Below are 12,801 nucleotides of genomic sequence, written 5' to 3'. Positions count from 1 at the left end.
CAGCTACTTTTTTGTTAATAACCCAACAAGCGACTGCAGAGGATGGCGGCAATTTAGCCACTCAAAGAAATCAGTACGCGGATGCGCTAAAAGCGATCGAAAACAAAGATTGGCCAGCTTACGAGAAGTTAAGAAAACAGCTAAACCACTATCCCTTAGCCATCTATCTTGATTATTACCGGCATGTGCCTTCACTCAGCCATAGTTCGGGTGACGAGATAATGGCTTTTATCAATCTGAGTCAGGGTACCCCCCTATCAGTTAGGATGAAGGGAAAGTTTCTGTTTAAGGCCGGTGCCGAGAAACGTTGGCAGGATTACCTCACGGTCAGCCCGACACCACCTAATGACGTGAGACTGCAGTGCTATTACTACCGAGCGCTCAATGCCACAGGCAGAAATGAAGAAGCCTGGCAAGGTGCAAGGTCCCTCTGGGTTCATGGTAAGTCTCGTCCTAAAGTATGCGACCCTTTATTTAGCGCTTGGAAAAAAGCTGAGCCACTCACTGATGAACTGATCTGGTCCCGGATGTTGAAAGCATTTGATGCCCGCCAGAGAACTCTGCTCAATTATCTGGCAAAACAAACCAGTGATAGCCTCAAACCGACAGCTGAACACCTCAAAAGGCTCTATCGAGATCCCATGTTACTGGCTTCCGATATGCCAGCGCCTGACAGTAGATATGCCGCAGATACGCTAACCCATAGTCTTAAAGCACTGGCAAGAGAGGATGCTGAAGCAGCTCTCTCAATTTGGCAAAAGGCACAGCTGAACTATCGCTTTACCCCGCAACAGCAGGCGAGTGTTGTACGTTTTATTGCACAACGTAGTAATTTTCAGAAAGCAGAACAGAATAAAACCTGGTTAGACAAACAATTGCCCCTCCTGAAAGACGATGTCATAACAGAAACCCGCATACGCTGGGCTCTGAAGGAGGAGGATTGGCACAGTGTCTCAAAGTTAATCACATATCTGGCACCATCCAACCAACAAAAAGACAGCTGGCGATTCTGGCGGGCACTCAGCTATCAGGAGCTAGGTTTAAATCAAGCGGGTAAACCTATTCTCGAACAATTGGCTAACAACCGCTCCTACTACGGTTTTCTCGCCGCAGATATTCTAGGTCAGGCTTATCAACTGAATCACGAAAAGGTCACTCCCGCAGGCCATGGCCAGGCTCAACTTGCCAATTTGCAGGGTTATAACAGAGTCACAGAGTTGATGTATCACGATGAACGTCAGCTAGCTTCAAGCGAATGGCGTTTTTTATTGCAAGGCGTGAAGCAAAGTGAGCAGTTGCAGTTAGGGCTATTGGCATCGAAAAACGGTTGGCACAATTTGGCAATCTCAGCAGCCAATACAGCAAAAGCCTGGGATACTTTGGATCTTAGGTTTCCTACGCCCTATCTGACAACATTCGAACATTATGCGAAACAAAGGGGAGTAGAGAAAACTGAGCTGATGTCGATCGCCCGCCGAGAAAGTGCATTTTATCCATTTGCGGAGTCGAGAGTGGGTGCCAGAGGACTGATGCAGCTAATGCCCAACACCGCAAAGCAGGTTTCCCGTAAGTTGGGGCATAGCAAGCCAAGTAAGCGAGCACTGTTCGACATCGATACCAATATCATGCTTGGAAGTGCTTACTACAAAGAGCTGCTGGACCGCTTCTCTAACAACCGTATATACGCCATGGCGGCTTACAATGCAGGCCCACACCGAGTAGACCGCTGGAAAGGAGATCCTCAAAGCGGTGTTAGTGCCGCGTTATGGATCGAAACCATTCCCTACAAAGAAACCCGCGGTTATGTGCAGGCTGTGCTGTCCTATAACGTTGTGTTCCAGCACATGATGGGCAAGCCAGTGCCTCTTCTTAATGAAAATGAACTCAGTACGCTGTACTAACCGTATTAAAAAGGCCCCATTTGGGGCCTTTTTTATCGACGAAAGAGGTTTACTTCAGCTCTTTAAACAGCCTTTCAGAGAAACTCTTTTCGCAGTAATGGCACTTAAGCTTTACTTTCGATTGCTTCACTGCAACATAAAACTTGCTATCAACCGGCTCATCATGGCTGATACAGTTGCTGTTAGGGCAACTAAGCACGGCATTAATCTGATCAGGCAAACTCACGCGAAACTTATCAACCACTTCATAGTTATTGATTAGGTTCACCGTTGCGTTAGGTGCAAACAGCGCCAACTGGTTTGCTTGTTCAGCAGTAAAGACCGTATTCTCAATCTTGATGATGTCTTTGACGCCACTGTTTTTACTTCTTAGGTTTAAGCCTACCGTGATTCTTTCCTGTCCATCAGTCAACTGAAAAAATCGAAGAATACGTACACCCTGGCCAGCAGGAATATGGTCGATTACGGTGCCATGTGTAATCGCCTCTACGGTCATTTTGGTTTCCATCACCCGCTCCTTATACCTGCTCACTTAAAACCAAGGCCAATAAAGCCTGACGCGCATACACACCGTTTTCTGCCTGCTCGAAATAGTAGGCATATGGGGTATGGTCAACATCCGTTGTGATCTCGTCTACGCGAGGCAGAGGATGCAATACGCGCAAGCTGGGTTTGACGTCAGCCAGCATGCTTGCGGATAACACGTAGTTGGATTTCATGTGCTGGTATTCAGTCGGGTCAAAACGCTCTTTCTGAACCCGGGTCATATACAGAATATCCAGCTGCCCCACTACTTCCTCAATGGTTTCAACCTTACTGAAACGTACACCAGCATCCGTCAGCTCTTCGCAAATATAATCCGGCATGCTGAGCGCATCCGGTGCGATGAAATAGAACTCACAATCGAACAGTGATAGAGCTTGCGCCAGCGAGTGCACGGTACGCCCGTATTTCAAATCACCTACGAAGGCGACTTTCAATCCTTCCAGCGTCCCTTGAGTTTCATAAATGGTGTAGAGGTCCAGCAAGGTCTGCGTCGGATGCTGATTACTACCATCGCCGCCATTAATGACAGGCACAGTGGAAAACTCTGAAGCCAGACGCGCAGCCCCCTCTTTGGGGTGGCGCATAAAAAACGCATCTGTGTATGAAGAGATAACTTTGACAGAGTCAGCAAGTGTTTCGCCTTTTTGAGCCAGCGAAGTATTACCTGCAGTATCAAAACCGATCACACTGCCACCTAAACGTTGCACCGCCGTCTCAAAGCTGAGACGGGTTCGGGTGGACGCTTCAAAAAAGCAGCTTGCAACCACTTTGTTCTTTAATAGTTCTGGGCGAGGTGTTTGTTTGATCTGGTGGGCAGTTGAAACAATCAGTTCCAATTCATCCCGTGAGAGATCTGATATCGAAATAATATGCTTGTTATAGAGCGGGTTGGTCATGGTGCATCCCTTGGCGAGTTCCGGCAATGATCTAAGGTCACTGTCAACCGGAGCGCAAGTATATCAAAACCATCACAATCAGGTGAATGACACAGCACAATTCTCTTTGATTCAAACAAAGCGCAGCTGTAACTATCCTGAACCAACAGCGCTTGGGGCTTTGTCTTCTTCCGCCTTTATTAGCTCTCAGCCTCGAGCCACTCCGCAAAACGATTATAAGTATATTCAGCGGCTTCATAATCAAACATATCGAGGGCATCAAGCAGCGCTTGGCAAAGCTCAGCTCCTGTGGAATCAGGGTTGAACGTTATAAATTCTTGTAAGGGAGACGTGTCTATATAGTCATGCCCTATCAATGCCTGTTTAAGTTCCACCATAAAAGCTTCGAGAGCAGCGGCATCTTGTTCTGCATCTCTGGCAATAACCTCGCTATCTCCACTTTCCCCTGGGAGTACTACCTGCTCAGCCCTTGTTAAATAGTCAGTCATTGCCAGAGTAAGAGACATCAAATGATTCATATAGATCTCATCATCAAATGTTTCCTGCTTGCCATTAAGCCCAAGCTCCATAGCCCCGGCAACGTCAGCAGCCTGCTGCGCGCCAAGGTTTCCCGCTACCCCCTTAAGTGAGTGCATTTTTTTGGAAAGCTCTAGTGCAACCTCCTTAACACTCTCGCCGGGCAGATACGCTTTTAGCTCTGGTAGAAGCAGCTGCCATTGCTTGTTTAGTTGCGCAACTAATCGCCGGTACATTGCAGCATCCTGCCCACATTGCAGTAAACCCATCTCAATTTCGGCATCATCCACCAGCGCACTACGATCCTGATTGGGGAACTGTTCTGTTATCTGATAAGCTTCATCATCGGCGAACGCTTCATCACCCAGCTTTTCAACAATAATCTGGTATAGCTCAGCCTGTCTGACGGGCTTGGTAACATGCCCTGACATGCCGGCAGTTGCAGCTTTATCGCGCTCTTCCGCCAGCGCATTGGCTGTCAGTGCTATGATAGGTGGTGGTGAAATCAAATTCTGCTTGATGGTTCGAGTAGCTTCATACCCATCCATGATGGGCATCTGGATATCCATGAATATAAGATCAAACGTTTCCTGGTTAGCTTTCGCAACCGCATCGGCGCCATGCTCAGCGACAGTGACGCGAGCCCCCAATCGAGTCAGCATGCCTAAAGCGACTTCCTGATTCACGACATTGTCATCCACCAACAAAATGTGGCAGTTAAGAGGTCTAAACCTGCGCTTTTCTTTTCGGATGGTTTCTGGCGCAATTTCACTAACTGGTAGAGTCAGTTCGAATCGAAAACAACTGCCTAAACCCGGCTGACTTTCAAGCTCAATGCGACTTCCCATCAACGAAACCAGTTGCTGGCTGATAGTAAGTCCCAACCCTGTACCGCCAAATGCACGTGTGGTTGTGCTGTCGGCCTGTGTAAATGGCGTAAACAACCTGGCAATTTGCTGTTCGCTCATCCCAATCCCAGAGTCTTTGACCGACAGTAAGAGCTTAGCCTCCTGGCTATCTCCACTGATGATTTCACAAGATACCATGATGCCGCCTTCCTGAGTAAACTTCATGGCATTACCCAGCAGGTTTGACAACACCTGACGAAGCCTGACCGCATCGCCCATTAAAGGGGGTACAGGAGTCGACGGAAGACGTTTCTCAAACAATAGTCCCTTGCCTCGGATCGAGGTCTCAAATAGATCTCCCACGTCATCAATCAAAGCAGAGATATCAAATGGTTCAGAAACCAGCTCCAGCTTTCCTGCTTCAATTTTGGAGTAATCGAGAATGTCGTTAATGATTGAAAGAAGATGCTCAGTTGACCCCTGCACACGCTCCAAATATTTGTGTTGTTGCTGTGTTAACTCACCGTCAAGCAGCAATTCCACCAGTCCAACGATGGCATTCATCGGCGTGCGGATCTCGTGACTCATATTCGCTAAGAAGCTACTTTTAGCTTCTGTCGCGGCTTCGGCAGCGCTTTTCGCCTCTTTTAACTCCTGCTCACGCTGAATACGCTCAGTCACATCCTGGTATGTTCCCAGAACACCGATAACCTCTCCTTGTGGGTTAGTCAGCGGAACCTTGGATGTTTCCAACCAGGTTAACCCCTCCTTCCTTACTTGCGACTCAATGTAATTAATTTGTGGTTTGCCACTTTCCATGACCGCCAAGTCGTCCGCCTTAAACGCGGCGGCAGATTCGGTCCAAACCAGTTCAAAGTCAGATTTTCCTATGATCTCTTCAGGTGAAGATAGGCTTGCGTCTGCGGCAAAAAGCGAATTACAACCCAAGTAGGTTGATTGGCGGTCTTTCCAAAAAACGCGAGCGGGGATCGCATCCAACACCTTGTGCAATAATAGCTTGGACGCCATCAACTCATTGTTGGCGATACTGAGTTGCTCAGTACGCTCCTGTATTTGGTTGTCCAACTGTTGGTGATGCCGTTCAATAAGGCGGTATTGACTGGCCAATCCGCTTGCAAGTTTTTGAATTTCAACGGCGGAATGATCAAACAAGTGTTCATCGATCATCCCAACCTCATCACGCCTGACCAGATTAGCTAATTGTTCAAGCGGTTTGGTTGACAATCTAGCAAACCAGCCTGCGAAAACCAGAGTGATCATGGTTCCCAACAGAACGACACCTAGAAAAACCAGATAGCGCTGTTGATTATCGGTCAGCTCTTTTTGGTAGTCCCTCATCACCAGAATACGCCAGCCGTTGTTCAGATTAGTTTCTTCCAACAGATACAGTGGCGCACTGGGACTGTCGGATATTCTCACCGAGGGTAGTGAAAAAATATTGGCTCTGGGAGGCTGAATTGTAAGAGCCATCTCTTCAAAAGCGGCAATATTGAGCAAGTCGTCGGCAAACAGAGTTCGCCCATTACGATCAGTAATTAGCCAAAGGTAGTCCTGTTGTTGATTCAGTCCTTCCAATACAGCTAATTCATTTAGGTTCAACGAACCTTCGACCACGCCCTGAAACTGCTCATCGACAAAATACGGAGCACTGACCGCCACAATCACATCATTGCCAAAACCACGCCCCTGTATCGCTTCCGATATATAGGGAAGGCCGCTGGACTTTGGTTGAATGAAATAACTTCTGTCACTGACATTAAGGTTTACGTCATCTGTCAGTGGCGCTGCCAGCAGTGACTTAGGACTGGCCGCGAGAATATCCCCTTCGCCATCACTGATTAACATGGTCAGAAAACTTTCATTCGCCTGATGCACACTTACTAACAACGCGTTTTTTTCCTTGGGCGGAAGGTTTCTGTCCTGTAGGTAATTTGCCAGCGCAGCAACACTATCTTTGCTGGCAGAAAGTTTTAGCTCGAGATCGCTCTTTAAATCTTTGACCAGTGAGTTCATCTCTCTTTTCAGGTAATCAGCTTGGTCACGAACCAAGAACTGCTCTATCAGCAGCCCCAAAAACAACACAGAGACAAACATCATGCTCAGCAGACTTTGTGATATCTGACTTCTGAATGTTCGTATCTCAACAAATTGGTTGAGCAAAAGTGTTCGTAATGGTGTGAGGTGGAGTAATGCCAGCGCCACCAAAGTGTAGCTTGCGCCATTGACCAGTTGCTTCAGCAATAAGTGGACGACATATTCGCTGGCCACAGGCTGAATAAAGAGAACAATAATGGAGATGATAGGTATGCCGATGAACAACCAGTAAAGGATATCGGCAAACAGCATGTTAAAGCCTCGCCGCACCAGCAGAGCAACGGCAAAGGCTTCAAGGGTAAAGGTAATCAGAACGAAGTGGTTGCCCCAGCTCGTAGCAAGCGATAAAGCAGCTATAAACGCTGTGAAAGCGACAAGGAGTGGTCGGCAACGATACACCAGGAGCAAGGGGAAAAGGTTGCCGCAAACCAACTCCAGGTTACCAAACACCGGCAAGGTAAATCGATATGCCAATACACCAGCAATCGCCATCACAGCGATCCAAAACCATTGCTGTTTAATCAATTGGTTAGCTGAGCTGTCTCGTTTGGTCACTGCCACTACTGATCTGTAAAAAGAGTTAACACTGAGCCTTGCTGATAGCGATATCGAGATCAAGTTGTGTACGCCCAATAGACTAAGAAACGGGAGCTTAGTCACCTCAATTCCTTGTAATCCTTGTGCCTACTTGGTCATGCTCAGCTATTAATTGGAAAATAGTATGAAATCCACTCTGATAGCTAATTAGCTGCTCTATCTGAATTGAATCCACCCCCCAACAAATCAGCGGACAAAAAAACGCACCATGCAGTTGCTTTTTAACTAGAATTTTAAAAATTAAATGCTAGGATGCGCGTTTTTAAAACGTCGGTACATTCGTGCCGGCATCTAGTGGGGTAGCCATCCGGCTGACCCCATGGAAAAGATACATCAGTAAAGGTGATCGCCTATGTCTCGGGTTTTGATTATCGGCGCCGGCGGCGTCAGCTCAGTTGTCGTTAAAAAGTGTGCTTCTCTGCCTCAGTATTTTTCTGAGATTTATCTTGCCAGCCGCACGGTTAGCAAGTGTGAGAAACTGCAGCAGGAAGCAGGGGCCGACCGTGTAAAAGAGGTATTTGCGGTCGATGCTGATAATGTACCGGAATTGGTAAGCCTGATTAATAAAGTCAAACCTGACTTGGTGATTAATGTCGCCCTGCCCTATCAGGATCTGACTATCATGGATGCCTGTTTAGAAACAGGCGTTCATTACCTTGATACCGCCAATTACGAGCCGAAAGATGAAGCCAAATTCGAATACTCCTGGCAGTGGGCGTATCAGGATAAATTCAAGCAAGCGGGCTTGATGGCGCTGTTGGGCTCAGGTTTTGATCCGGGTGTGACGAACGTATACACAGCCTATGCAGCAAAGCACTATTTTGACGAGATCCACTACCTGGATATTGTTGACTGCAATGGTGGTGATCACGGGCAGGCGTTTGCGACCAACTTCAACCCAGAGATCAATATTCGTGAAATTACCCAACGCGGGCGTTTCTGGGAAAACGGGGAGTGGAAAGAAACCGATCCTCTGTCTGTTCGTGAAGATCTGGATTACCAAAATATTGGTGTACGTGCTTCATACCTGATGTTCCACGAAGAGCTTGAATCTCTGGTCAAACACTTCCCTACGTTGAAGCGTGCACGCTTTTGGATGACCTTCGGCGACGCCTACCTGACACACTTGCGCGTATTGGAAGGGATTGGCATGACTTCCATCGAGCCAATTGAATTCCAGGGCCAGCAGATTGTACCGCTCGAGTTTTTGAAAGCCGTACTGCCTGATCCAGGCTCACTCGCAGAGGGCTACACAGGTAAAACCTGCATTGGTACCTACATCACCGGCCTCAAGGACGGCAAAGAAAAAACGATCTTTATCTGGAACAACTGTGACCACGCAGCATGCCATGACGAAGTAGGCGCACAGGCGGTTAGTTACACCACAGGTGTCCCTGCGATGATTGGCGCTTCTCTGATGCTGGAAGGACAGTGGATGAAACCTGGCGTATGGAATATGGAACAATTCGACCCAGACCCATTCATGGAGCGTCTGAATCAATATGGTCTGCCTTGGCAGGTCATTGAGTGCGACTCCCCCTTTGCCAAGTAAACATTCACTTACTTGATGCTGGAATCTACAAAGGGAAGCCAGAGCTTCCCTTTTTTGATCAAGACTCAGATTTGGAAGGTTCACCATGAGTAATCCGTTTCACAACCCCTCTATCCCGTCGCCATGCTATGTGTGTGAAGAGAGCAAGTTAGAAGCAAACCTAGCGTTAATGGGGCACGTCCAGAAAGAGAGTGGTGCTCGTATTATTCTGGCGCTGAAAGGGTTTTCTATGTGGAGCACCTTTCCATTAGTAAGTCGTTACTTACCTGGCTGCACCGCTAGTTCGGTATGGGAGGCCAAGCTCGCCAAACACGAATTTGGCGGCGAAGTACATGCTTACTCGCCCGCATATAAAGCCGCTGACATGGACGAACTGCTACCCCTGGTCGACCACATATCTTTCAACAGCTTGACTCAGTGGCAACAGCACAAAGAGAAAGTACTCGCCAGCGGCGTTTCTGCGGGTCTCCGTGTCAACCCGCAACATAGAGAAGCCGATACTGAGCTGTACGACCCTAGTGCACCGGGCTCACGTTTGGGTGTATTGGCTGCCGATCTGCACGATGCAGATTTGACCGGCATCGAAGGACTGCATGTACATAACCTATGCGAGTGCGACTCTTATGCACTGCAACGAACGCTTGCGGCAGTAGAAGAGAAATTTGGTCACCTGCTTCACCAGATGAAATGGCTTAACCTGGGCGGTGGCCATCTTATGACCAGAGATGGTTATGATGTTAACCACCTGATTGGACAGCTAAAACGCCTGCAATCTACTTATGATCTGCAGGTGATATTAGAGCCTGGCAGTGCGGTGGCATGGCAGACTGGGCCACTGGTTTCTGAAGTCGTTGATATTGTTCACAACGAAGGTCCCATTGCAATCCTGGATATCAGCGCAACCGCACACATGCCAGATGTGCTTGAGATGCCCTATCGACCGGTCATTACCGATGCCGGTGAAGCCCACGAGCATGCATTTAACTACAAACTAGGGGGTAATTCCTGTTTGGCTGGTGATGTTATCGGGATATACAGCTTTACTGATGCGCTCAAACCCGGGGACCGCGTCATATTTGAAGATATGATCCATTACACCATGGTCAAAACCACCTTCTTCAATGGTGTCGAACACCCGGCAATAGGTATCCTGAAAAAAGATGGAAGCTTTGAGCTGGTAAAACAGTTCAGCTATGAGGAATTTCGCGCGCGCCTGTCTTAATACCCATCCGCATAAATTTATAGTCAGATTCTTATGCAGATTGATATACCAAGGCGCTCACCGAATTTCAGACATAAAAAAACCACCCTTACGAGTGGTTTTTTTATCTGGTGGAGCTAGGCGGGATCGAACCGCCGACCTCTTGCATGCCATGCAAGCGCTCTCCCAGCTGAGCTATAGCCCCAAATGTGGCGTCCCCTAGGGGATTCGAACCCCTGTTACCGCCGTGAAAGGGCGGTGTCCTAGGCCTCTAGACGAAGGGGACTAGAAACTGGTTGTATGAAGAAATGGCGTCCCCTAGGGGATTCGAACCCCTGTTACCGCCGTGAAAGGGCGGTGTCCTAGGCCTCTAGACGAAGGGGACCCAAGAACTTCATGGCGATTTGTAAGTGGCGTCCCCTAGGGGATTCGAACCCCTGTTACCGCCGTGAAAGGGCGGTGTCCTAGGCCTCTAGACGAAGGGGACAGGACATACTTACAAATCTATTTAATGTGATTGGCGTCCCCTAGGGGATTCGAACCCCTGTTACCGCCGTGAAAGGGCGGTGTCCTAGGCCTCTAGACGAAGGGGACGCAACTAACACATTAAATCGTGGTGGAGCTAGGCGGGATCGAACCGCCGACCTCTTGCATGCCATGCAAGCGCTCTCCCAGCTGAGCTATAGCCCCACGACTGTTTCGGTTAATAGCCACTGAAGCAGTGAACTCTGCCCCGAAACGCGAGGCGCATTCTATGCATGCCCCCTAAACATGTCAAACAATTTTTTAGATTGAAGCGCCCCTTATTAATAAGGGCTAAAAACTTAACAAAAAACGCTCAACTCGCCGACAAATTAACCACTTAGCTCCTTCTTGTGCAAATTACCATCAAACCGGCCAATCTTTGCCCAAGCTGTCATTTTGGCTTAATAAATCGGTTGACACTAAAAAGCGCCTGCCTATAATACGCCACCTGTGAACGATGGGCGGTTAGCTCAGTTGGGAGAGCATCGCCCTTACAAGGCGAGGGTCACTGGTTCGAGCCCAGTACCGCCCACCATCCTTCACAACACTCAAAGTGGGCGGTTAGCTCAGTTGGGAGAGCATCGCCCTTACAAGGCGAGGGTCACTGGTTCGAGCCCAGTACCGCCCACCACTTTGAGCCTGATACCTAGATGGGCGGTTAGCTCAGTTGGGAGAGCATCGCCCTTACAAGGCGAGGGTCACTGGTTCGAGCCCAGTACCGCCCACCATCTCGGTATCTCAGACTTCCCTATGGACGGTTAGCTCAGTTGGGAGAGCATCGCCCTTACAAGGCGAGGGTCACTGGTTCGAGCCCAGTACCGTCCACCATCTACCCATTATTTTCCCCTGCATACGCTCAACTAAGATCTATACTGCTGTTATCTAACGGTAATTAGCTGCGGTGAGATGATATGAAGCTATGGGGTCTGCTCTTTGCGTGCTTGATGACCTTTTCAACAAGCGCTACTCAACTCACCATCTGGCATCAAAAAGAGGCCGCCCGCGACTGGCTTGTTGAACTCTGCAAGGTATATGAGCAAAAAACCGGAGTTAAAATTAATGTGGGTTATCTCCCGACGGGCGAACTTAAAACATCCCTGGTTCGCTCCGTGATTGATGGTGATGCACCCGATATGGCTTGGGTACCTTCAGATTTTATCGGTGATTACCAAAAACTTGAGTTTTCAGTCATCCCTCCCGAACTCATTACCGCTACCTCTGCCACCAACCATCTGCAAACTGTCACTTATGACAACCAGCATTACGGCATTCCATTAACGGGTGGAAACCATTTACTGCTGTATTACAACAAGAAGTATGTTGAGAAACCCGCCACCAGTTGGGAAGAGTTAGTCAATCAAGCTGACCAGCTGAAGGCAAAAGGCGTAAAACCCATTGGTTGGAAGTACAGTGAAAGTTACTGGTTTGTGGCATTTATTCCACCGTTCGGGGGCTTCCCTGTAGAAAACAACCTGCTGACGCTGAACACGCCATCCATGCAGGAAACACTGACGTTCTACCGCGACATGACCACATCACCACTTCAAGTGGATGCCAGTTGCGATTACGACTGCAGTTTTGCTCGGTTTAATAACGGTGAATTTGCTTACACCATCAATGGCGACTGGGCATACACTGATATTGCTAAAGCGCTGGGGGAAGACTTTGGTGTCGCCCTTCTTCCCTCGCTCAATGGAAAGCCCATTCAATCTATGTATGCCACCATGTCACTGGTATTTCCAAATCAGAGTCTGTCGGGTGAGAAAAGGAAGGCGCTGATAGACTTTGCCAACTATATGCAGTCGTTTGAGATACAGCAGCGTCTGTTCTCAGAGATCAGTTCGTTTCCTGTTCATGAACAAGTGGTCGCAGCGCTTGAAAACTCAGCAGACCCTGCTCTCAAAGTCTTTTTAACACAGATGCAGAAATCAAAAGGCGCGCCACCAACGCCGGCCATGTCGGCAGCCTGGATCGGCATCAGAAAAGGCTTTGACCTCTATATGAGTGGTCACGCAAGCCCAGAGGAAGCAACGGCGCTGATGCAACGCGTTGGGGAACATGAATTGAAAAAATCGCAGAAACAATCAGCAATTAAATAGGGTTA

Annotated in this window: 7 protein-coding genes and 10 tRNA genes; 8 read left to right on the top strand and 9 right to left on the bottom strand. The window is 48.3% G+C overall.

The features are described 5' to 3' along the window. Nucleotides 1-11: 11 nt before the first annotated feature. Nucleotides 12-1,901 carry a transglycosylase SLT domain-containing protein gene (locus ABEA14_RS18690; RefSeq protein WP_345342260.1) on the top strand — a complete coding sequence of 630 codons (1,890 nt, stop codon included), beginning with the start codon at nucleotides 12-14 and terminating at the stop codon, nucleotides 1,899-1,901. A 49-nt stretch (nucleotides 1,902-1,950) separates the two neighbouring features. On the opposite strand, the gene pyrI is transcribed toward ABEA14_RS18690, so the two are convergent. From pyrI to ABEA14_RS18675, 3 genes are all read right to left on the bottom strand, one after another. After that, nucleotides 1,951-2,409 carry an aspartate carbamoyltransferase regulatory subunit gene (pyrI, locus tag ABEA14_RS18685; protein WP_345342258.1) on the bottom strand — a complete coding sequence of 153 codons (459 nt, stop codon included), beginning with the start codon at nucleotides 2,407-2,409 and terminating at the stop codon, nucleotides 1,951-1,953. 10 nt (nucleotides 2,410-2,419) lie between these two features. Next, nucleotides 2,420-3,343 (bottom strand): aspartate carbamoyltransferase, encoded by a 924-nt coding sequence (pyrB, locus tag ABEA14_RS18680; protein ID WP_345342256.1) that lies wholly within the window; start codon nucleotides 3,341-3,343, stop codon nucleotides 2,420-2,422. 179 nt (nucleotides 3,344-3,522) lie between these two features. Continuing rightward, a complete protein-coding gene (locus ABEA14_RS18675; RefSeq protein WP_345342254.1) occupies nucleotides 3,523-7,383 on the bottom strand; it encodes an ATP-binding protein in 3,861 nt (1,286 codons plus the stop codon). Between the two features lie 388 nt (nucleotides 7,384-7,771). On the opposite strand from ABEA14_RS18675, the gene ABEA14_RS18670 reads away from it, so the two are divergent. Continuing rightward, complete coding sequence (locus tag ABEA14_RS18670) at nucleotides 7,772-8,971, top strand: saccharopine dehydrogenase family protein (protein WP_345342252.1); 1,200 nt, start codon at nucleotides 7,772-7,774, stop codon at nucleotides 8,969-8,971. Nucleotides 8,972-9,056: 85 nt separating this feature from the next. Further along, entirely contained in the window at nucleotides 9,057-10,193 is a 1,137-nt protein-coding gene (gene nspC, locus ABEA14_RS18665) for a carboxynorspermidine decarboxylase (protein ID WP_345342250.1), read from the top strand. 108 nt (nucleotides 10,194-10,301) lie between these two features. Here the strand turns inward: nspC and ABEA14_RS18660 are convergent. From ABEA14_RS18660 to ABEA14_RS18635, 6 genes are all read right to left on the bottom strand, one after another. Next, nucleotides 10,302-10,377 (bottom strand) — tRNA-Ala (locus ABEA14_RS18660). 5 nt (nucleotides 10,378-10,382) lie between these two features. After that, nucleotides 10,383-10,458, bottom strand: a tRNA-Glu gene (locus tag ABEA14_RS18655). A 23-nt stretch (nucleotides 10,459-10,481) separates the two neighbouring features. Then, a tRNA-Glu gene (locus tag ABEA14_RS18650) sits at nucleotides 10,482-10,557 on the bottom strand. A 26-nt stretch (nucleotides 10,558-10,583) separates the two neighbouring features. Further along, nucleotides 10,584-10,659: transfer RNA gene (locus ABEA14_RS18645), tRNA-Glu, on the bottom strand. 31 nt (nucleotides 10,660-10,690) lie between these two features. Continuing rightward, nucleotides 10,691-10,766, bottom strand: a tRNA-Glu gene (locus ABEA14_RS18640). 20 nt (nucleotides 10,767-10,786) lie between these two features. Beyond that, a tRNA-Ala gene (locus tag ABEA14_RS18635) sits at nucleotides 10,787-10,862 on the bottom strand. Between the two features lie 294 nt (nucleotides 10,863-11,156). On the opposite strand from ABEA14_RS18635, the gene ABEA14_RS18630 reads away from it, so the two are divergent. The 5 genes from ABEA14_RS18630 (at nucleotide 11,157) to ABEA14_RS18610 (ending at nucleotide 12,796) form a co-directional block, all read left to right on the top strand. After that, nucleotides 11,157-11,232 (top strand) — tRNA-Val (locus ABEA14_RS18630). 20 nt (nucleotides 11,233-11,252) lie between these two features. Continuing rightward, a tRNA-Val gene (locus ABEA14_RS18625) sits at nucleotides 11,253-11,328 on the top strand. Between the two features lie 21 nt (nucleotides 11,329-11,349). Then, a tRNA-Val gene (locus ABEA14_RS18620) sits at nucleotides 11,350-11,425 on the top strand. A 24-nt stretch (nucleotides 11,426-11,449) separates the two neighbouring features. Beyond that, nucleotides 11,450-11,525 (top strand) — tRNA-Val (locus ABEA14_RS18615). A gap of 116 nt (nucleotides 11,526-11,641) precedes the next feature. Further along, entirely contained in the window at nucleotides 11,642-12,796 is a 1,155-nt protein-coding gene (locus tag ABEA14_RS18610; protein WP_345342248.1) for a sugar ABC transporter substrate-binding protein, read from the top strand. The last annotated feature ends 5 nt before the right edge of the window (nucleotides 12,797-12,801 follow it).

This window comes from Corallincola platygyrae (assembly GCF_039544265.1).
In the GTDB taxonomy this organism is placed as follows: domain Bacteria; phylum Pseudomonadota; class Gammaproteobacteria; order Enterobacterales; family Neiellaceae; genus Corallincola; species Corallincola platygyrae.
Note: the sequence above shows the minus strand (reverse complement) of the source record. Positions and strands in the feature narration are given on the sequence as shown.

Coding starts and splice junctions, on each gene's coding strand:
- ABEA14_RS18670 (WP_345342252.1), top strand. CDS start 7,772: ATGTCTCGGGTTTTGATTATCGGCGCCGGCGGCGTCAGCTCAGTTGTC.
- pyrI (WP_345342258.1), bottom strand. CDS start 2,409: ATGGAAACCAAAATGACCGTAGAGGCGATTACACATGGCACCGTAATC.
- nspC (WP_345342250.1), top strand. CDS start 9,057: ATGAGTAATCCGTTTCACAACCCCTCTATCCCGTCGCCATGCTATGTG.
- ABEA14_RS18610 (WP_345342248.1), top strand. CDS start 11,642: ATGACCTTTTCAACAAGCGCTACTCAACTCACCATCTGGCATCAAAAA.
- pyrB (WP_345342256.1), bottom strand. CDS start 3,343: ATGACCAACCCGCTCTATAACAAGCATATTATTTCGATATCAGATCTC.